General features: G+C 34.0%; 21 protein-coding genes and 2 tRNA genes. 10 read left to right on the top strand and 13 right to left on the bottom strand.

Features of this window, described 5'->3' with window-relative positions; translation table 11 throughout:
* Positions 1 to 66: 66 nt before the first annotated feature.
* Positions 67 to 960, top strand: coding sequence for a 50S ribosomal protein L11 methyltransferase (locus IJE64_RS04645; protein ID WP_292782702.1), 894 nt, complete (start codon positions 67 to 69; stop codon positions 958 to 960).
* 35 nt (positions 961 to 995) lie between these two features.
* Here IJE64_RS04645 and IJE64_RS04650 read toward each other — a convergent pair whose 3' ends face one another.
* The gene (locus tag IJE64_RS04650; protein ID WP_292782705.1) at positions 996 to 2249 is read right to left on the bottom strand and encodes a tripartite tricarboxylate transporter permease; all 1254 of its coding nucleotides are present in this window, start codon (positions 2247 to 2249) and stop codon (positions 996 to 998) included.
* Positions 2250 to 2418: 169 nt separating this feature from the next.
* On the opposite strand from IJE64_RS04650, the gene IJE64_RS04655 reads away from it, so the two are divergent.
* The 4 genes from IJE64_RS04655 (at position 2419) to IJE64_RS04670 (ending at position 6079) form a co-directional block, all read left to right on the top strand.
* Complete coding sequence (locus IJE64_RS04655) at positions 2419 to 2913, top strand: hypothetical protein (protein WP_292782708.1); 495 nt, start codon at positions 2419 to 2421, stop codon at positions 2911 to 2913.
* 477 nt (positions 2914 to 3390) lie between these two features.
* Positions 3391 to 5409: a ferrous iron transport protein B gene (gene feoB, locus IJE64_RS04660; protein WP_292782711.1), complete on the top strand. Its 2019-nt coding sequence runs from the start codon at positions 3391 to 3393 to the stop codon at positions 5407 to 5409.
* 188 nt (positions 5410 to 5597) lie between these two features.
* Positions 5598 to 5828, top strand: coding sequence for a FeoA family protein (locus tag IJE64_RS04665; protein ID WP_342764992.1), 231 nt, complete (start codon positions 5598 to 5600; stop codon positions 5826 to 5828).
* Positions 5829 to 5878: 50 nt separating this feature from the next.
* Entirely contained in the window at positions 5879 to 6079 is a 201-nt protein-coding gene (locus IJE64_RS04670) for a hypothetical protein (protein ID WP_292782716.1), read from the top strand.
* Here IJE64_RS04670 and IJE64_RS04675 read toward each other — a convergent pair.
* From IJE64_RS04675 to IJE64_RS04695, 5 genes are all read right to left on the bottom strand, one after another.
* Positions 6076 to 6915 carry an ATP-binding cassette domain-containing protein gene (locus IJE64_RS04675; RefSeq protein WP_292782718.1) on the bottom strand — a complete coding sequence of 280 codons (840 nt, stop codon included), beginning with the start codon at positions 6913 to 6915 and terminating at the stop codon, positions 6076 to 6078. The genes IJE64_RS04670 and IJE64_RS04675 overlap by 4 nt on opposite strands.
* A gap of 8 nt (positions 6916 to 6923) precedes the next feature.
* Complete coding sequence (cbiQ, locus tag IJE64_RS04680) at positions 6924 to 7754, bottom strand: cobalt ECF transporter T component CbiQ (protein WP_292782721.1); 831 nt, start codon at positions 7752 to 7754, stop codon at positions 6924 to 6926.
* Positions 7755 to 7852: 98 nt separating this feature from the next.
* A complete protein-coding gene (locus tag IJE64_RS04685; RefSeq protein ID WP_292782724.1) occupies positions 7853 to 8158 on the bottom strand; it encodes a PDGLE domain-containing protein in 306 nt (101 codons plus the stop codon).
* Position 8159: 1 nt separating this feature from the next.
* Positions 8160 to 8798, bottom strand: a complete 639-nt coding sequence (gene cbiM / locus IJE64_RS04690) for a cobalt transporter CbiM (RefSeq protein ID WP_292782727.1) — start codon at positions 8796 to 8798, stop codon at positions 8160 to 8162.
* 524 nt (positions 8799 to 9322) lie between these two features.
* Entirely contained in the window at positions 9323 to 9490 is a 168-nt protein-coding gene (locus tag IJE64_RS04695) for a 4Fe-4S binding protein (RefSeq protein WP_292782730.1), read from the bottom strand.
* Positions 9491 to 9651: 161 nt separating this feature from the next.
* Here IJE64_RS04695 and IJE64_RS04700 point away from each other — a divergent pair.
* The 4 genes from IJE64_RS04700 to IJE64_RS04715 all read left to right on the top strand — a co-directional run bounded on the left by IJE64_RS04700 (position 9652) and on the right by IJE64_RS04715 (position 11749).
* Positions 9652 to 9734 (top strand) — tRNA-Leu (locus IJE64_RS04700).
* A gap of 39 nt (positions 9735 to 9773) precedes the next feature.
* Positions 9774 to 9846, top strand: a tRNA-Thr gene (locus tag IJE64_RS04705).
* A gap of 107 nt (positions 9847 to 9953) precedes the next feature.
* Positions 9954 to 10856, top strand: coding sequence for a hypothetical protein (locus IJE64_RS04710; protein ID WP_292782733.1), 903 nt, complete (start codon positions 9954 to 9956; stop codon positions 10854 to 10856).
* A gap of 8 nt (positions 10857 to 10864) precedes the next feature.
* Positions 10865 to 11749: a phosphate uptake regulator PhoU gene (locus IJE64_RS04715; RefSeq protein WP_292782736.1), complete on the top strand. Its 885-nt coding sequence runs from the start codon at positions 10865 to 10867 to the stop codon at positions 11747 to 11749.
* Here IJE64_RS04715 and IJE64_RS04720 read toward each other — a convergent pair whose 3' ends face one another.
* The 7 genes from IJE64_RS04720 to IJE64_RS04750 are packed head-to-tail and all read right to left on the bottom strand — an operon-like array spanning position 11750 to position 16209.
* Positions 11750 to 12592 (bottom strand): fumarate hydratase, encoded by an 843-nt coding sequence (locus IJE64_RS04720; protein WP_292782739.1) that lies wholly within the window; start codon positions 12590 to 12592, stop codon positions 11750 to 11752. It lies immediately after the preceding gene.
* 49 nt (positions 12593 to 12641) lie between these two features.
* On the bottom strand, positions 12642 to 12881 hold the full coding sequence (locus tag IJE64_RS04725) for a 4Fe-4S binding protein (protein ID WP_292782742.1): 240 nt from the start codon (positions 12879 to 12881) through the stop codon (positions 12642 to 12644).
* Between the two features lie 9 nt (positions 12882 to 12890).
* On the bottom strand, positions 12891 to 13391 hold the full coding sequence (locus IJE64_RS04730) for a 4Fe-4S dicluster domain-containing protein (RefSeq protein WP_292782745.1): 501 nt from the start codon (positions 13389 to 13391) through the stop codon (positions 12891 to 12893).
* A 10-nt stretch (positions 13392 to 13401) separates the two neighbouring features.
* Entirely contained in the window at positions 13402 to 14271 is an 870-nt protein-coding gene (porB, locus tag IJE64_RS04735; RefSeq protein WP_292782748.1) for a pyruvate synthase subunit PorB, read from the bottom strand.
* 2 nt (positions 14272 to 14273) lie between these two features.
* The gene (gene porA / locus IJE64_RS04740) at positions 14274 to 15419 is read right to left on the bottom strand and encodes a pyruvate synthase subunit PorA (RefSeq protein ID WP_292782750.1); all 1146 of its coding nucleotides are present in this window, start codon (positions 15417 to 15419) and stop codon (positions 14274 to 14276) included.
* 13 nt (positions 15420 to 15432) lie between these two features.
* On the bottom strand, positions 15433 to 15675 hold the full coding sequence (porD, locus tag IJE64_RS04745; protein WP_292782810.1) for a pyruvate synthase subunit PorD: 243 nt from the start codon (positions 15673 to 15675) through the stop codon (positions 15433 to 15435).
* A gap of 12 nt (positions 15676 to 15687) precedes the next feature.
* Positions 15688 to 16209 (bottom strand): pyruvate ferredoxin oxidoreductase subunit gamma, encoded by a 522-nt coding sequence (locus tag IJE64_RS04750; RefSeq protein ID WP_292782753.1) that lies wholly within the window; start codon positions 16207 to 16209, stop codon positions 15688 to 15690.
* A 270-nt stretch (positions 16210 to 16479) separates the two neighbouring features.
* Here IJE64_RS04750 and IJE64_RS04755 point away from each other — a divergent pair, with 270 nt between their 5' ends.
* Complete coding sequence (locus IJE64_RS04755) at positions 16480 to 18081, top strand: dihydropteroate synthase-like protein (RefSeq protein WP_292782756.1); 1602 nt, start codon at positions 16480 to 16482, stop codon at positions 18079 to 18081.

Below are 18081 nucleotides of genomic sequence, written 5' to 3' on the forward strand. Positions count from 1 at the left end.
TAGAAATCATAATAACTGTCATAAATCAATATTAAACCATCAAAGCAATTGTGGTGTGGTTCTATCATGGATATTGATGAAAAGATTAATTCTCTAAATGAATGTGAAAACTGCAAAGACATTCAAATCAAAAAGTTTTCCCCTCTAAAGGATTTAATAAATTTCGATGATTATGATGCAGATTATATGAGGTGCAGTTGCGGAAAAAGACCATTGGATGTGGTAATGAGTCATATTTTAAAGATAATGATTGAATGCGATATCGTTCCGGAAAATGCAACTCTCAGACGCAATTCGCCAGTGCCTTTGTGCGATTTTTATTTCAGCAGTCTAAACCCTCAATTTATTCAAGAAAATACATTAATTTTACTTCATCCCGATTTTACAAAAGAGGTGGCCTTAAAATTAACTGATGAAGTTCCAGAAGTAAAATGCGTTTTGAAGGGAAGTCCAAGAAGTGTAGTGGGGCAGCTAAATAAGGATTCCCAAATCAGTCATTTTGAAATTCTTGTTGGCGATGATACGCAGATTAATGTAATGAGGACATTGCTGAATGAAAAGCTAGTTCTAGTTAAAAATCAATCAAAACACCACATTGAAGTTGCCATGACCACGGAAGATAAGTTAGTAAGGCTCCATAATTATTTAAACAACAATAACATTAAAAATGGAATAGCAATTGATGGGATGTGCGGTTTGGGTGCACTTGGAATCTATTTATTGAAATTCGGGTTTGAAAAAGTAATCTTTAATGATATAAACCCTGAGATGATTGAAGCGCTAAAATATAATCTTGAGATAAATGGCATTCATGACGGATTTGAAGTTCACAATGAATCTTTTGAAAATTTGGATGTGGGTCATGTGGATTTATGTGTCATCGATGCATTTCCAGGGGAGGATGTTTCTCAAATCAATGAAAAGGCAGAAAAAATTGCTGATAATGTAGTAATTATCTAGCTATTTTAATCAGCTTCTTTCAAAGTCTTTTCCATTCAAATAAACATCTGCATATAGATGACAATAGCGGGAATAATTAAAATTCCCATCAGATGAGATTTTCCAACGCCAATATAGTGGGGCAGCATTCCCATTGCAGTGGAGGTAATCAAAGCTAGAGTCATATAGCCGATAGGTGCATTGTAATAAAGAATGAAAATGTACAAAATCAATATCTGAAGCAATATCACTCCAATCGATAATTTCTTATAGTTAACGCCACTCATTAATCTGGAAAAAGAATCGCCTAATTTTAAAGATAATACTAAGGAAACGGAAACAGCCACTAAAGATGCAAATATGAAAATGGCCAAGTGGTTGATGCTCATTTCAGAGATTAAATAGGACATGTATACTGCTATTCCACTTCTGGGATTTCCGATAATGTAAATCGCAATCAATGAAAAAAGGCAATCCGAGACATTCAGTCCGGATGTTGCCAGAAGAAAATTAACTGTATCGTCATCGTCATTGTCATTTGTACCGCTTGCGGCCTGCGCTATCACTGTTCCCTGCGCCGGTCCAAAACCTGGAAGAAATCCTAAAATGGCGCCTGTGATTCCTCCTGCAAAGATGCTTTTGAACTTGCTAAAATCGATGTCAAGTTCATAAAAGGGATTTTGATGAGGTATTGTCGATGAATCGTTTAGACTGAATAATATTGTACTTATTCCAAAAAGGCCTGAAAATGTGCACATCAACGTTACGCCTGACGAGATGGGGGTTTGAAAAATTATCCATCCTAGGATTCCGGATAGTGCAAACAATAGAAGCGACCATAAGAAATCTCTAAAGCTCCTTGTTAGGTTGTAAGTTAGATAAACGGATGCAACAAGGAGTATAATCCATGTGAATGGTTTTGTAATGTCATGAAGCATTGGTAAAATCAGCGCAAAAGCCGGAAGCATTAGTATTGTAACAATTATCGCTCCAAAACCCCCAACTGAAACGATTCTTATAACTTCTTTTGATCTTCCTTGTAAAACCATTCTGTGCCCTGGAAGTATTGATGTTGCGGTGCCTTCCTGCGGAACTCCCAAAAGCATTGATGGCACAAATTCGATTAAGGCATGGGCTATTGACATTGAAACCATTAAAACGCAAAGGAATTCTGGAGATAGGAATGTTAAAAGAAAAGTTGATGATGCAAATAATATTGCTCCTGCCGTGTTGACATGTATTCCAGGTATCATTCCTGTCATGGTGCCGATTAATATGCCTATGAAACAAGCAATAACTAACTCTATCATAGCTATTAATTATTTAAACTATAATTTAAACTTTGTTGAAGCTAAAATAAAGTATTTACTTGATTAAATAAAATTGCACTAATGCTATAAGATTATTATAGTTGAGTAAATTTAAAAATTTAAATAGGGGTTGTAACAAATTATACACATCAAACATTAGGTGGTTTATATGGACAAAAAAATAATTATCCTATTTCTCATTGTGGGGACTTGTTTTGTATTAGCAGGTCCTGCTTTTGCAAAGGAAACTGTTAAAATTGACATAACCGCTGAAGATTATGGCATTGCAAATAATGGATATATTGTAATTAAACTTGTTGATAGCGATGGAAATCCTATTAATACTAATGGAAAAATCAATTACACCATTACTGATGAGTATGGTAATTACAAATGGACTTATAAATCCTATAATGGTGAAATTAGATTAAAATATCCTGATGGAAAATATAAAGTTGAAGTAAAATTCGATGGAACTAGCAAATATAAAAGTGCTAGAATAACCCAATTCATTAATGTCAAAAGCAGTGTCTTCGATCCTTATACATATTATGAAGATCATAATTGGGGTTTGGACCAGGAAATGGATGATTATTTTGATTATAACTATTGGGATGAAGAAATCTATGATGATGCTTCAAACTATGACGGAGAATGGTACTAATTTTTTTTTTAAAAAAAAGAGATAATGGTGTTTATGATTGGAGAGTTATAAACACCGACTTGTATTTTGGAAAATATTGGCAGATAATTTTCCGATATTAAATTAGAAAATTGTGAAAAGCTAATTTAATATTTATATGTTTTTTGGAGATTGTATTATTATTGACTAATAATATGTTTTGTTAAGTGATTTTTTTAGGCATGCCTAAATATATGTCACTTGTATTAAAGTTGGTTGTCATAGTATATAAATGTTTCTAAATTTTTAGGTGCACCTAAATTTTTAAAAACATTCCATCGAAAAAATAACTATTGTTATATAACAGTTAGTATATTTTACTATTTAAATGTTATTATTTAGGTAGGATTAAATATTTAAATAATATAAAATTAATAATATAGTCTGTTTAGGTAAACCTAATTTTTTAGCAATTTTAATCGTGCTTCAATAGGTTAAATTAAAATCGGAGAATAGTTAATGAGGGAATTAATAGTCGGATTGGCAGGAAACCCTAATGTGGGTAAAACTACTGTATTCAATCGATTAACTGGGATGCGCCAGCATGTAGGCAACTGGCCTGGAAAAACTGTCGAGAGAGCCGAAGGCCATTTCAAACATGGGGATTATAATTATGATATTATCGATTTGCCGGGCAATTATGCATTGAGCGCACATTCCATAGAAGAAATCGTATCAAGAGATTTCATTGTCGATGACGATTCTGATGTAATTATTAATGTAGTTGATGCAGCTAATCTGGAACGTAATTTGTATTTAACAGTTCAGATGATGGAATTGGGCGCCAATTTAGTATTGGCCATTAACATGAATGACTTTGCAAGGAAAAAAGATCACATCATTGATATGGATTTGATGAGTGAACTTTTAGGATTCCCTGTCATTGAAATAAATGCTAAAAATGGTGATGGATTCGATGAATTATTGACTACCGTTGAAAAATTAGCTGCAAATCCGAAAGATACAAGCGAAAAATTAGCCTATGGTAACGACATTAAGGGTCATTTAATGGATTTGCAATCATTGATTGAACAGGACGACGGTTTATTGGATGTTCCTTCAGTTTGGACTGCAATAAAATTATTGGAAAAAGACACAATTGTAATTGAAAAAGTGCAGAAATCTTCAAAAAGCTCAAAAATATTTGCCGAAGTAGATAAGGTAAGCACACATCTTCGTGATGTATATAAGGAAGGTCCAGAAGAAGTCATCGCAAATGCAAGATATGCATTTATCGGTGGTTTAATGGCCGAAGCGGTAAAAAGGCCCGCTGTTGAAAAGGAAACAACTACTGATAAGATTGATAAAATTGTAACTAACAGGATTCTAGCCCCTTTCATATTTATTATTATCATGTGGGCAATGTTTCAATTAACATTTACAATTGGAGCGCCCTTCCAGAGTATGATTAAACAGGCATTCGCAGCATTGTCTGCATGGGTAGGCACATTCCTTGGCGGAGGTTTGTTGTCATCATTGATTTGTAACGGTATTATTGGAGGGGTAGGTGGTGTTCTTACTTTCTTGCCAATAATTATTCTAATGTTCTTGTTTTTAAGTATTTTGGAAGATTGCGGTTACTTGGCAAGGGCCGCATTTACATTGGATATTGTTATGCACAAAATTGTAGGACTTCACGGTAAAGCATTCATTCCAATGATTTTAGGTTTTGGTTGTGGTGTACCGGCTATTATGGCAACAAGAACCATGGAAAACGAAGGAGACCGTATGCTCGCCATGATGCTTGTTCCGTTTATGTCATGCACTGCCAGATTGCCGATTTATGCTATTTTCATTGGCGCATTTTTTACAGAAAATCAGGGGCTAATGCTGGTTTTAATTTATGTGTTGGGAATTGTTGTTGCGCTCATTGTAGCAGCTATCCTTAAGAGAACAATGTTTAAAGGATTGTCCACACCATTTGTTATGGAACTCCCAACTTATAAGGTGCCGTCCCTAAAGGGCATATTATTGCATACCTGGGAGAAAGTGAAAGGATTTCTGAAAAAAGCAGGTACTATTATTCTTGTTTGCTCAATTGTATTATGGCTTTTGCAGCATATATTTCCGTGGGGAGGAACTGATCCTCAGATGAGTCTTTTAGGCACCATTGGTAATGTTCTTGCTCCGATATTCGCACCTTTAGGATTTGGAACTTGGCAGGCTGCTGTGGCCATTATTGCAGGATTGAGTGCTAAGGAAGTTGTTGTTTCAACATTCGGAACCCTTGCAGGCATGGAAGGTAATGATAAGGAAGGCATTACACGTTTAATACAGGATACATTCACGCCATTATCTGCATTTTCTTTCATGGCCTTTACTTTACTATACACTCCTTGTATAGCAGCTATTGGTGCAATCAAACAGGAAACTAACAGTTATAAATGGGCATTGACTATGTGTGGGATTACTTTGGTAACCGCTTATGTTGTTTCATTCTTAATTTACAATGTTGGTTTATTGGCAGGATTCGGATAGTTAGAATTGCAGTAAAAGTGGAGTCCTCCTATTTAAATTCCAAGGGATGATGGAAATCAGATTTATCCATTTTTCATTTTTTTTTAAATTTTTAGTCATAACTAAATATTTATATACTTAGTATTACATAGTATAATCAAGGAATTTTTAGCAATGCCTAAAAATTGATTTTTTATATTAAAGGTGATATTATGAAAACCTTAAAGGATACTAAGCCAGGCGAAACCGTAACTTTGGTGAAATACCATGATTCCGGTGATGTTGATTTAAGAAGGCACTTGTTAGGTATGGGTTTTGTTAAAGGAGCTAAAATTACTGTTAAAAAAGTGGCCACTTTAGGTGACCCTATTGAAATGAGTGTTAAAGGATATGATGTTTGTCTTCGCAAAGAAGAAGCTGAAAACATTGAAGTGGAATAACTTCAATTTTTCATTTATTTTTTTTAAAGTAATTTTATTCACGGTATAATATGAAATGTCGTATGTGCGGTTTTGAATTTGATGAAACTACCTTGGAAAATCGGGGATGTTCCAGTTGCGGAAAACACGGTTGTAACAGTATTCATTGTCCTAACTGTGGTTTTGCAAACTCTCCAGAGCTAGAAGATGAATTTGAGTTTATTGTAAAACTCAAAAATAAAATCAAAAATAGAAAAAAATCTACAAATTAATTCTTTGCCGCTTTTAATATCTCTTCAACGGCTTCGTCAATACTTAGCTTTTCAGGATCGACATCCAACCCTTTTTCTTTTAATTTATAAAGTACTTCAGTTGTTACTGGCGCTTTTAGATGAGCTTTTTTCAATAATTCCTTATCGGAAAATATTTGATGTTTATCTCCCTGTGCAATTATTTCACCATGGTATAAAACAAATATCTTATCTGCAAATCCGTTCACCATCTCTATATCATGTGAAGAGATAACGATGCTCATTCCTTCATCGTTTAAATCGTTAAGGATATTCAATACTTTATCAACACCTTCAGGGTCGAGTCCTGCAGTAGGCTCATCAAGTATCATTATTTCTGGGCGCATTGCAATGATTCCAGCAATCGCCACTCTTTTCTGTTGGCCTCCGCTTAAATGGTGAGGAGTTTTTTCTTCAAAGCCACTCATTCCAACCATTTCCAGAGATTCCTTGATTCTTTTTTCAACTTCATCATACTCAAGACCTAAGTTCATAGGTCCAAATGCAACATCCTCCTTAACGGTTGGCGCAAACAGTTGGTCATTTGGATCTTGGAATACTATTCCTACTTTTTGCCTTACTTCAAGCAGTTCGTCACGTTCAAATACGATTTTTTTGCCGTCTATTTCAACATGTCCGGATGTGGGTTCTGTTAAGCCGTTAAAGTGAGAAAACAATGTTGATTTACCGGCACCATTAGGTCCCATAATGGCTATTTTTTCTCCTTTCTTAATTTTAATGTTAACATTTTTCAATGCTTGAGTACCATCAGGATATGTAAAAGTTAAATTCTTAGTTTCGAGATGTATATGTTCCATTATTTCACCTAATTAATTCCTAAATTTTTTCCAAAGTAACCTAATTGTCCGCTAAACTTATATATGATAATTTCAAGGACAATTACAATAATAATTATTGTTAATAAATATAAATAATCGCTTTTTTCAGGGGATTTTTTTTCATCAAACATTTCAGAGGCATCTGAAAAACCACGGCTCACCATACTTCTGTGAACACGCTCTCCCTGTTCATAAGCTTTTAAAAACATCATGCCTATTGTATATCCCACTTGTTTGACTCTCCATTTATAGGGGGTGGTTGTACCGTGAATGCTGAAATTTCTTGCTTTTTGACTTTTACGAATTGCTGCAAGTTCATCAACAAATAAAAATAAAAATCTAACCATAATTGATAAAATCATTGCCAAGTCTCTAGGCATTTTTAATTTTCTAAAGGAGCTGGCCATTTCCTGTAAGGGGGTTGTTGATGAATATATTATGATTGCAGTTAAACAAACAATCAGGCGAACAAATAATAAAATTCCCCAATTCAAACCGCCGTCAGTAATAGTTAACCAGGAATATCTCCAAATAACGTTTCCAGGTTGAATAAACGGTTGGAATATGATGACTGCTCCACCAAAAGGAAGCAACATTAATAATCTTTTAAAAGAATCAACATATGATAAATCAGCTAGTTTAAGAATGATTAATAAAAGTATTTCTAATATTATCGGTGTAAAAAGTTCCTGTGAAATAACACATACTACAATTATAAAAATAGTGGAAATTAGTTTAATTCGCCCTTCCAAATTATGTATCGGACTATCTTTTGATGCCAAATCATCAAATCTCATTATTTGTGTTATATCTACCATGGTTATCTACTAATATAATATTAAAATTAGTTATATATTATTATTTTCATTATTTCATTTATTTCTAAAAAAAGGAAAAAAATAGAAATTAAATTAATTTAATTTCTACTTCTAACGATTGCTGCAACGCCATACCCTGCTACTAATGTAACTATTGTACCCAGCACTAAGGCTACAATTTGCAATACTTGGTTTTCAGGGTCATTTGCAAATGCATAATCTGGGAAGATTGCACCTGGTATTCCCTTGATCTCTTCAATTGAGAAATCTTCTGGAAGTCCAGAGTCTTCTGCAGATTTTTCAAGACCATCTGGATCTGGGGATGCAATAAACGGTGAAAGACAGCAAATTACAATACAAATGACAACTGCTACAACAATTAAATATGTATCTTTTTTATCCATGTTATGCATCTCCTTCGCTTTTATTCCAGGCAAGTAAGTCTGGTCTGAATTTATCTAAGGCTACAAGAACAATGACAGTTAATACTGCTTCAATTATTCCAATGAAGAAGTGGTATAATACCATTGATGGAATACCAACATTTGCTGGGAATGTTCCTGCGATAGCCATTTCGATAGCACATGCTAAAGCAGCAAGCACAGTAGCTAACCATGCTCCAACACCTGCTGCGGCGTATTTTCCAATTATTCCTTTAAGTCCTTTAAAGGTGTATAATCCAACGCATCCTCCTACAATCGCCATGTTTAACACGTTTGCTCCAAGAGCAGTAATTCCTCCGTCTCCGAAGATTAATGCTTGGATTAATAATACTACTGTAAATACTAAAACAGCAGCTTCCGGCGCGAGGAATACAATAGCTACAAGAGCTCCTCCAACCATGTGTCCACTTGTACCGAATGGAATTGGCATGTTCATGGACATGATTGCAAAGATACCTGCAGCGAGAACAGCTAAAAGAGGTATACGTTTTTCATCTAAGTTAGATCTAGCCCATTTCACAGAGAAGTATAATGCAACTATTAATATTACATAGTAGATTAAACATTGTGCAATAGGTATAAATCCGTCAGGTATATGCAATTAAATTCCTCCATTTCTCTTAAAGTAATACTTTTTTAAAATTTGCTTATAAAGAAGTATTACTTTTTTTCATTATTTTTTCTTATTTCTATTAGTATCAAGTTATCTAAGAGTTTTATTAAGTTTTATGGTTAATAAATCCTATATTGTCCTTGACATTTAATATTTTAAAAGAATAACTATATATAAATGTTATTAAAGTAATACAAATTAGTATTATTTATATATATTAGTATTACTCGATTTTGAAAATTGAGTTTAATTTCTTTATTTTAGTGTTATAAAAAATTGGTTAGGATGACTATTTAATAGCATAATTGTATTTTAATATTTCAAATCTAATTTTCTGCTTTTTGAATGGTGTATCTTAAATTTAATGGCGAAATTGTAATAAAAAATCTAAAACATTGCTTGTGGATGATAATCATTCAGGATTCAATCGAAAAAGGGGAAAATGAGATTCATTAAAGTAAATGTTGCAGTGCGGATTACTGAAATAATTAATTAATGGAATTTAACTTGGATTAATCTTCGTAAATGGCGCCTACTGGACATACATCAACGCATTCTCCGCAGGAATCGCATTTATCATTGTCAATAACAATTGTAAAGGCTTTTTTCACAATCGCTTCTTCCATACAAACATCAATACAATCTTCACAGACTCCGCATTCTTCCATATCTACCTGCAATTAATTCACCTTTTAATTTTTTATAGATTATATCTATTTATGGTCTTAAATGTTTATATAGTTTGTTAAATAATATAATATAGTATATTTCATAGTTTTGCTTAAAATTCTTTAATAAGGGTAACCTTTATATATTATGTTAGCAAATATTAATAGTGTATGCAAGGGTGCCCGAGCGGCCAAAGGGGGAGGACTTAAGATCCTCTGGTATAGGCCTTCGAGGGTTCGAATCCCTTCCCTTGCACTTTTTATACTTTTTGATTAATTTATAATTCCTGATTGTGCTTTAGTGGCTCAGCTGGTAGAGCGCCACCTTGGTAAGGTGGAAGTCGGGGGTTCGAATCCCCCCTAAAGCTTTCAACTATTTTTTTATAATTTATCTAAAAGGGCAACTTATTATTTTAAATACTTGAAATTATAATATTAATTAGAAATATATGAATTATTTTTGAAGGTGAAAAGAATGAATTATAAAAAGTTAATGCTCGTTGGTGCGGTATCAGCATTTGTTGCTATTTTAACTTCCGTTTTAGGAGTGGCAGGTACAATTATAGGTTCAGTTATTTCATCTGTTCTTTATAATATGCTTTCTGAAGCTTTAGAAAAACCTGTATCAGAAGCCGAATTCAAACATGATTTTGAATGGGATCTTGCCTATGTGTTCCCATTGGCAGTAGTGGCTTTAATTCAATTGCTATTGATTTTCGCTTTATTATCCGAATCCGGATTTTTACCTTACACATTTGTCAATGTTTACCTTTCAATTCAGGATTTGGCAAATAATAATTTATATAGGATTTTAGGATTTGCAATGCTTATTATTAGTGCATATCCTTTAGTATTAAAACCGGAATTTGTTAAAAAAGAACATGGCATCCTGTTAGTTTTTGTTGGTTTGATCTTTTTGGCAAGGGGTTTTGTGGATATGGGAAATCCAATTACAGATATGTATGGTGGAATTTTTTCCCGTTTTGATTTGCCGATAGCTATATTGGCATTTCTAATAATTGTATTTGTCATTTTAAGAATTTTAAATTCTGCAAAAAGTTCTGAAAAAGAATTTAAAGTAACTAAGAAACATTTTACTGAAGAAGATTCCAAACCAAAACAAGTTTATAATGCTATTCATTCAAATAAAGACAAGGCCCTTAATAATAGGTATGTACGAAATATTAGAGTAAAAAATCCAATAAAGTCAAGTCCAGATACTCATCATGGGAGTTCAAAACCTCTCAACAATCAAAGAAGGTCAAATGTGGAATTTAAAAAGAAGGTTGTCGGAGGGAATGATTCTCCGGGATTCAATAAATCTTCAAATAACATTCATTTCGAATCTAATGATTTGTTGGATGACTTTAAAAAATAGATGGTAAAATGAGTAAAAAAGATAAAACATTAAAAGACATATTGGATTTTATTTTATATGAAAATCCTTCCACTCAAGATGAAATTGCAGAGAAATTAGGAATTTCTAGAAGGTATGTCACTCAGCTATTGCAACCTTTAGTTAAAGACGGCACAGTAAAGAGAGCTTATATGATTGATTTGAAGAGCTATGAAAAATTCACGGAATCTTTAGATGATTATTCCATCTCAAAAAATAGCACAGGCAATGTTTTATTGAATGACATGCTGGCAAACATGGCCAAACATGTTCACTCCCAGCTTGAATCTTCATTCAATGCTGTTCTTGATTATGATGAAGATTTGGCAAACAAGGCATTAGAGATGGATTTCACCACCAATAACATGGTTGAAAAAATCAGAACTTCTGTTGAAACCATTTTAAACATTAATAAACATTCTGAATTCTCAAAATATTTGCTTTATAATGAGATTGCATATGATTTGGAACGTATTGGGGATTACTGCGGCCATATTGCGAAATTTGTAATTAATGATATTTATGAAATTGACGATAATGTCTTGAAAAAATTAAAAAAGATGTATAAGACTTCTCAAAGCATGATTCGTTTGGCAATGAAAGCGTTCATTGAAAACAGGACAGAGCTTAAAGAGGATTTAATGGAATTGGAAGATTCAATTCATATTTTACAAGCAAAATCCATTAATCTGATAGCAACTCAAATGGCTGAAAGTTCATTCGATGAAAAGGAGCGTTCAAACTATTTCATATACCTGTTTAGAGTAATCAAGGCATTTGAAAGAATCGGAGACATTTCTGTTGAGATGATGGATGTTGCCATTGAATTTCATGAGAATATCCCGAGGCCCACCACTCCAAGGACTTTCAGATAATCATTCATCAAATATTCTGGTTGTGGCATGCCTGTCTGCCCAGCATTGTATGCAAACACCAATAGGAAGTCCTGCAGTATGGGTATGTGCTTTTAAGATTTTCACATCTAATGCAGTAGTTTTGCCGCCCAGTCCCATAGGGCCGATTCCGGAGGCATTAATTTCTTTTAATATTTCTTCTTCCAATTTCGCTATTTCCGGATCAGGATTTCTTTCGCCTATCTTTCCAAGCAATGCTTTTTTACCAAGTTTTAGACATAGGTCTGATGTTCCACCTATTCCAACACCAATAACTGTTGGAGGACATGGTTTTCCTTTAGCTTTAAGGACGGATTCAACAACAAATTCCCTTATTCCTTCAATTCCTTCAGCTGGAAGGGCCATTTTTAAGGCATTATTGTTTTCTGATCCGAATCCTTTAGGCAAAATGGTAATTTCCAGATAGTCTTCATCAATCAGTTCAATATCGATTGGAGGGATGTAATCCCCAACGTTAATGTTGGTGTTTTCACGGGTTAGGGGGTCCACAATGTTCGGCCTGATTGGAATCTCTTTTGTAGCCTTCTTTATTCCTTCTTCAATTCCTTCACGCAAATCTTCAACTTCAACATTACCCATCTTCACAAAAACAACCGGCAAACCTGTATCTTGACACATCGGAATGCCTTTTTCTTCCGCAAGTTCAATATTTTTTAAAATAGCTTCAATATTTAGTTTGGCAAGGTCGTGTTCTTCTATTTTAAGAGCATCTTCAAGTGATTTTTTCACATCATCACCTAAAACAATGACGGCTTGCTTGTAAAGTTCATAAACAGTATCTTTAATAATATCTTTGGAAATCAAAATAAAACCCTATAACATTTAATTAATCTTATTTTTGATTTTAAAATATTTAAATTTTAATTATATGGATGGGACAAACATCTACACATTCCATACATTGTCTACATTTGTCTTTGTTTAAGGTAATGGCTCCGCCCAATACTTCAAAGGCATTTTCGTTACATATTAAAATACATGGCGCTTCTGATGGTTGGCAATGCATACAAAATAAAATAGGAGCGTCAACATTTGGTGTTTGTTGACAGCTTCCACAGGTTGTACATTCTGTACAATTTCCTATATTATACATAATTCTTTATTATTCATCTAAAACAAGTCTAGCTCTAGCTTGACTTGTAATAACATGGACAAATCCACCTTTGCCGCTGTTAGGTTCATATAATCCGGCCATTTTGGCAAGATATTTTTCTTGATTTTTAGCTCGGATTTTCTCAGGATCAGCAACACTGATGGCTCTTTTAGTACATGCTTTTATGCATGCAGGTCCTTCTTCTCTGTCAGCACAGAGGTCACATTTTTCAGCAACTTTGGCTTGGAAAGTCATTGCACCAAATGGGCAAACCATTACGCATAATCCGCAGCCAATACATTTTTCGGTATCGACACCGTCATCGGTTATTGCATCGGTCGGACAGATTTTAATACATGGTGCACTTTCACAATGTTGACATACAATGGAATAAAAGGAAGAATCATGTTCTATTATTTTTATCCTACTCGCTTTATGGACTGATGCGCACATGTTTTCACAATTAAGGCATCCGTCACATAAATTGTTGTTTACAACAATACTTTCCATTGTTTTCCTCCTATAAACCTAGTTCTTTACACTCTGCATCGACATATTTTTGTATTTTTTCAATGTGTTCTTCATCTAAGTGTTTGAATCTTTTTTGTGGTGCTAAATATTCTTTAACAGGTTTTCTTTCTTCTGGTCTGTATGTAATTTCAAATTCACCATTTTCGATTTCATATAAAATCCAAGATCCAGTTTCAACAGCTAATCTACCCATTTCGATAGTCTTTTCAGATGGATATCCCCAACCTGTAGTACATGGTTGTTGTAAGTGGATGTATGCAGGACCATCAATTGAAGCTGCTTTTTTCACTTTGTTGACATAATCTTCAGGATATGCGATTGATGCGGTTGCTACATATGGAATTCCATGAGCGGCCATAATCATTGGCATATTCTTTTTAGGTCTGTCTTCTCCAAAGCTGGCAACACCTTTTGGGGAAGTAGTGGTACTTGCACCGTATGGTGTAGCTCCACTTCTTTGAATACCGGTATTCATGTACGCTTCATTATCATAACATATGTAGAGCATGTTGTGTCCTCTTTCCATAGCTCCGGACAATGATTGTAAACCAATATCTACAGTACCTCCGTCACCACCAAAAGCAACAACATTTACATCATCTTTTCCTTGAATTCTCAATGCACTTTCTACACCGGATGCCACTGCCCCGGAGTTTTCAAATGCAACATGTATAAATGGGACTTCCCATGAGGATTCTGGGTATGGGGTGGTCATAACTTCAAGACAACCAGTAGCAGAAATAGCTACAGTGTTTTCTCCTAAAGCATTAAGAGCTAATTTTACAGCAATGGATGCTCCACAACCAGCACAGCCTCTGTGTCCCGGTGCTAATAAATCTTTATCAGGTATATCTACCATATCTATTCCTCCTTAAGTCCAATCCATGTGACATCTTTTTCAGGTACTTTGGTTTTTTCATAAGCTTCTATGATTGAATCTGGGGTAATGTCTCTTCCACCCAAACCTGCGATAAATCCATAAATTTCCTTATCGATTTTTACTTTCATGTCAGCATATAATGCTCCACCAATTCCAAATGAGAAGTTTTTATCAATAACAGCTATTTTTTCACAATTTGCCACTGCTTCGTTAATTGCTTCAACAGGGAATGGTCTGTAAGCTCTAATTTTAAGTAAACCTACTTTTTCACCTTTTTCTCTTAATTGGTCTACTATTACTCTAATAGTACTGCAAAGTGATCCCATTGCAACAAATATTATTTCCGCATCTTCAGTTTTGTATGCATCCACAAGACCATATTTTCTTCCGAATATTTCCGCGAATTCATCACAAGTTTCTTGGATTACGTCAAGTGAGTTGTCCATAGCAACTTGCATTGCGTATCTTGCTTCAGTATAATAATCTGGGTCTGCAAAGTTACCGATTGACATTGGCTCTTTTGGATCAAGGAATGCATGTTCCGGAACATATGGAGGTAAGAACTTGTCTACACTTTCTTGATCTGGAATTTCTACAGGTTCAACAGTGTGTGTTAAAATAAATCCATCTAAACATACCATTGACGGAAGTAAAACATTAGGATTTTCTGAAATTTTGTAAGCCATTAAAGTTGTGTCCAATGCTTCTTGAGCATTTTCGACATAAATTTGCAACCAACCTGCATCTCTTTGCGCAATTGAGTCTTGTTGGTCATTCCAAATATTTAATGGTGCAGAAATTGCCCTATTTGCATCCGCTAAAACGAATGGGGTTCTCATACCTGCTGCAGCATATAAAATTTCATGCATTAACATTAATCCTTGTGAAGATGTTGCTGTAAATACTCTTACTCCAGCACCACTAGCTCCAACAGCAGCACTTATTGCACTGTGTTCTGATTCTACTTTAACATATTTAGCATCAATTTTTTCATCAGCAACATATTGTGCTAAGTATTCTGAAATTGTAGTTTGCGGAGTAATTGGATAAACAGGAATAACTTGTGGTTTTGCTAATCTAACAGCTTCTGCAACTGCTTTATTTGAGGTCATTACTTCTTTTACCATTTCATCACTCTCTCTATTCTTTTACCATTTCGATTGCATCTGAAGGGCATTCGTGTGCACAAATTCCGCATCCTTTACAGTAATCGTAATCGATATCATGTTGTTTGTTTACACTGGCATCTGGACAGAATAAAATGCAGTTGTCACAATCAATACATTTTTCCTTATCTAATACAGGTTTAAATGTTCTCCAGCTTCCAGTTTTATTATTTCTACTATTACCTGGGTTTTTAATTACACATCCTATAGTTACCATCATAACCACCATTTATCCCATATCATAAGCTTTTTTAGTAGCTTCTACATTTAGCTCTCCAACTTTTCCAGGGAATGTTTCTTTAATCACTTCAAGAAGTGAATCAATTGTCACTGCTTGGGTTTTCTTAGCAAAATATCCTAAAATAATAGTATTCACGATGTTACGGCCTAACATGTCTAATGCAATTCCTGTTGCGTCAATACTGTAGACTTCATGTTCTCCACTGCCTTCAAATTCAGTAGTGTTTATGGTTACTTCAGTATTGTCTTTAATTCCAGAAAATACATCTACCACATTTAATAATCCATCGTCTAAAACAAGTACATAATCTGGATTATATACTTGGTATCTTAAATCAATTGGCTTATCATCAATTCTTGTGAAAGCCATAACTGGAGCTCCTCTACGTTCAACTCCAAAGAATGGAAAAGCTTGGGAGTAGTTACCATCTTTAAATGCTGCTTTAGCTAAAATTTCAGCAGCTGTTACGGCTCCTTGTCCGCCTCTTCCATGAAAACGAATTTCAATCATTAATTTTCCTCCATATATTTATCATGTATAATCATTATAAATTCCAAAATATATAAATCTTATGTTTATTTCTAATTATTTAAGAAATTTGTTTAAATTATTTTATTTAAGTGGATTGTTTTTTGTTAATTTTTTCAATAAAGCCTTATTGTTACTTCATATTAATTAATATGGCTTGTAATAAGTTTTTTTAAACAAATTTTTTCTAAAAGATTTAATATAACTTAATTCATATAATAATTTAATAGTGACTTTAATTGAATGGTTATTATGAACGTTTTGATTATTACTGGCAACTTAGCATATCCTTTAATTAAGGAAGTAGTTTCTGATTCGAAAGATAACATTATTGTACATGTGGCTGAAACTCAAGTAGCGGCATTTTTAACTCCTAGACAAATTATTAAAGAAGTTAAAACTCATTTTAATGATAAATTGGATGAAATAGATTTGATTTTGGTCCCAGGATTAATTAAAAAAGGCACTAGGGAAATTACTAAGGAGTTGGGAATTCCAACATTTAAAGGATCAACGGACGGCGCTGATCTCGCAATGGTTCTAAATTTAATAGGCAACATTACTTTATCTGAGGATAAACCTGCTGATAAATTAATTGAAGAGGAAAAGAGAAAAGAAGCAATCAAATTCATTGAAGAGTTTGAAAACGATGAGGAAAATATTGAAGAACTTCTCAAAAAACCAAATAATATCTTAATAAGAAACCTCCCTGTCGGTGAGGATTTCCCGATGAGGGTGCTTTCTGAAATTGCAAACGCCCCATTCTTATCAAAAGAAGCTTTAATTAACAAATGCCAGTATTTTGTTGATTCTGGAGCAGACATGATAGATATCGGTATGGCTGCAGGTGAAGATTTTTCAGACAAAATCCCAGAATTAATTGAAACTTTAAGGCCAATCGTTGGGGATAGGCCATTAAGCATAGATACTTTAAATGCAAATGAGATTAAAGTTGCTGCAGAGAATGGAATCGATTTTGTTTTAAGTCTTGATTTGGGAAATAACGGTGAAGTTCAAGACATTCTAAAGGAGAAAAACATCCCTGCCGTGTTGCTTCCAACTAATTTTTCTGAAGGTATCTCACCAAAAACCCCTTCTGAACGAGTGGAATCGATGCATCAATTGATTAAGGATACTGAGGGTCTAAAGTATGTTGCGGATTTGATTTTAGATCCGGTTAACAGTTCAAGTATTGTTGAATCAATCATTGCATGCCATGATTTTCATAAGGTAAATCCTGCTCCGATGTTTTTTGGCGTTGGAAATGTAACTGAATTAATGGATGCTGATTCTGGTGGTGTTAATGTACTTTTGGCAGGAATTGGTATGGAACTGGGCGTTAGCATATTGTTCACTCCTGAAGAAAGTGGAAAAACAAGGGGTAGTGTTTATGAGTTGTCCACTGCATCTAAAATGATGTTTTTAGCAAAACACAGAAAATCAATACCAAAAGATTTGGGAATTAATTTAGTTGCTTTTAAAGACAAACATAAAAGAAACGATGTTATTTTAAATGAAAGGGATGGAATTGAAGAAACAAGACTTCAGGAACCTCTAAAATTTGTAAGGGATAAAGCGGGTAGTTTTAAAATTAGCGTTGATTATGGAACTACTGTAAAAGATAGTAAGATTATAGCAACTCATTTTATTAAAAATAAGCCTGATTTAGTAATAATAGGTCAGACAGCTAAAGAAGTATATGAAGAAATCATAACAAAAAAATTAGTTTCAAGAATGGAACACGCAGCTTATTTGGGATCAGAACTTCAAAAAGCAGAAATAGCCATGATTACTGGAAAAGAATATGTTCAGGATTTTGATTTATTCAAAAATCCTGATGAGTTTAAAAATTAG

Origin of the sequence: Methanobrevibacter sp., from assembly GCF_017409525.1 — an archaeon.
Lineage (GTDB): Archaea > Methanobacteriota > Methanobacteria > Methanobacteriales > Methanobacteriaceae > Methanocatella.

What these genes read in the sequence shown, in the direction of transcription:
- porA (WP_292782750.1), bottom strand. Translation starts at nt 15,419, where the DNA reads ATGGTAAAAGAAGTAATGACCTCAAATAAAGCAGTTGCAGAAGCTGTT.
- feoB (WP_292782711.1), top strand. Translation starts at nt 3,391, where the DNA reads ATGAGGGAATTAATAGTCGGATTGGCAGGAAACCCTAATGTGGGTAAA.
- IJE64_RS04645 (WP_292782702.1), top strand. Translation starts at nt 67, where the DNA reads ATGGATATTGATGAAAAGATTAATTCTCTAAATGAATGTGAAAACTGC.
- IJE64_RS04750 (WP_292782753.1), bottom strand. Translation starts at nt 16,209, where the DNA reads ATGATTGAAATTCGTTTTCATGGAAGAGGCGGACAAGGAGCCGTAACA.
- IJE64_RS04730 (WP_292782745.1), bottom strand. Translation starts at nt 13,391, where the DNA reads ATGGAAAGTATTGTTGTAAACAACAATTTATGTGACGGATGCCTTAAT.
- IJE64_RS04675 (WP_292782718.1), bottom strand. Translation starts at nt 6,915, where the DNA reads ATGGAACATATACATCTCGAAACTAAGAATTTAACTTTTACATATCCT.
- IJE64_RS04670 (WP_292782716.1), top strand. Translation starts at nt 5,879, where the DNA reads ATGAAATGTCGTATGTGCGGTTTTGAATTTGATGAAACTACCTTGGAA.
- IJE64_RS04650 (WP_292782705.1), bottom strand. Translation starts at nt 2,249, where the DNA reads ATGATAGAGTTAGTTATTGCTTGTTTCATAGGCATATTAATCGGCACC.
- IJE64_RS04725 (WP_292782742.1), bottom strand. Translation starts at nt 12,881, where the DNA reads ATGTATAATATAGGAAATTGTACAGAATGTACAACCTGTGGAAGCTGT.
- porD (WP_292782810.1), bottom strand. Translation starts at nt 15,675, where the DNA reads ATGGTAACTATAGGATGTGTAATTAAAAACCCAGGTAATAGTAGAAAT.
- porB (WP_292782748.1), bottom strand. Translation starts at nt 14,271, where the DNA reads ATGGTAGATATACCTGATAAAGATTTATTAGCACCGGGACACAGAGGC.
- IJE64_RS04715 (WP_292782736.1), top strand. Translation starts at nt 10,865, where the DNA reads ATGAGTAAAAAAGATAAAACATTAAAAGACATATTGGATTTTATTTTA.
- IJE64_RS04655 (WP_292782708.1), top strand. Translation starts at nt 2,419, where the DNA reads ATGGACAAAAAAATAATTATCCTATTTCTCATTGTGGGGACTTGTTTT.
- IJE64_RS04710 (WP_292782733.1), top strand. Translation starts at nt 9,954, where the DNA reads ATGAATTATAAAAAGTTAATGCTCGTTGGTGCGGTATCAGCATTTGTT.
- IJE64_RS04755 (WP_292782756.1), top strand. Translation starts at nt 16,480, where the DNA reads ATGAACGTTTTGATTATTACTGGCAACTTAGCATATCCTTTAATTAAG.
- cbiQ (WP_292782721.1), bottom strand. Translation starts at nt 7,754, where the DNA reads ATGGTAGATATAACACAAATAATGAGATTTGATGATTTGGCATCAAAA.
- IJE64_RS04685 (WP_292782724.1), bottom strand. Translation starts at nt 8,158, where the DNA reads ATGGATAAAAAAGATACATATTTAATTGTTGTAGCAGTTGTCATTTGT.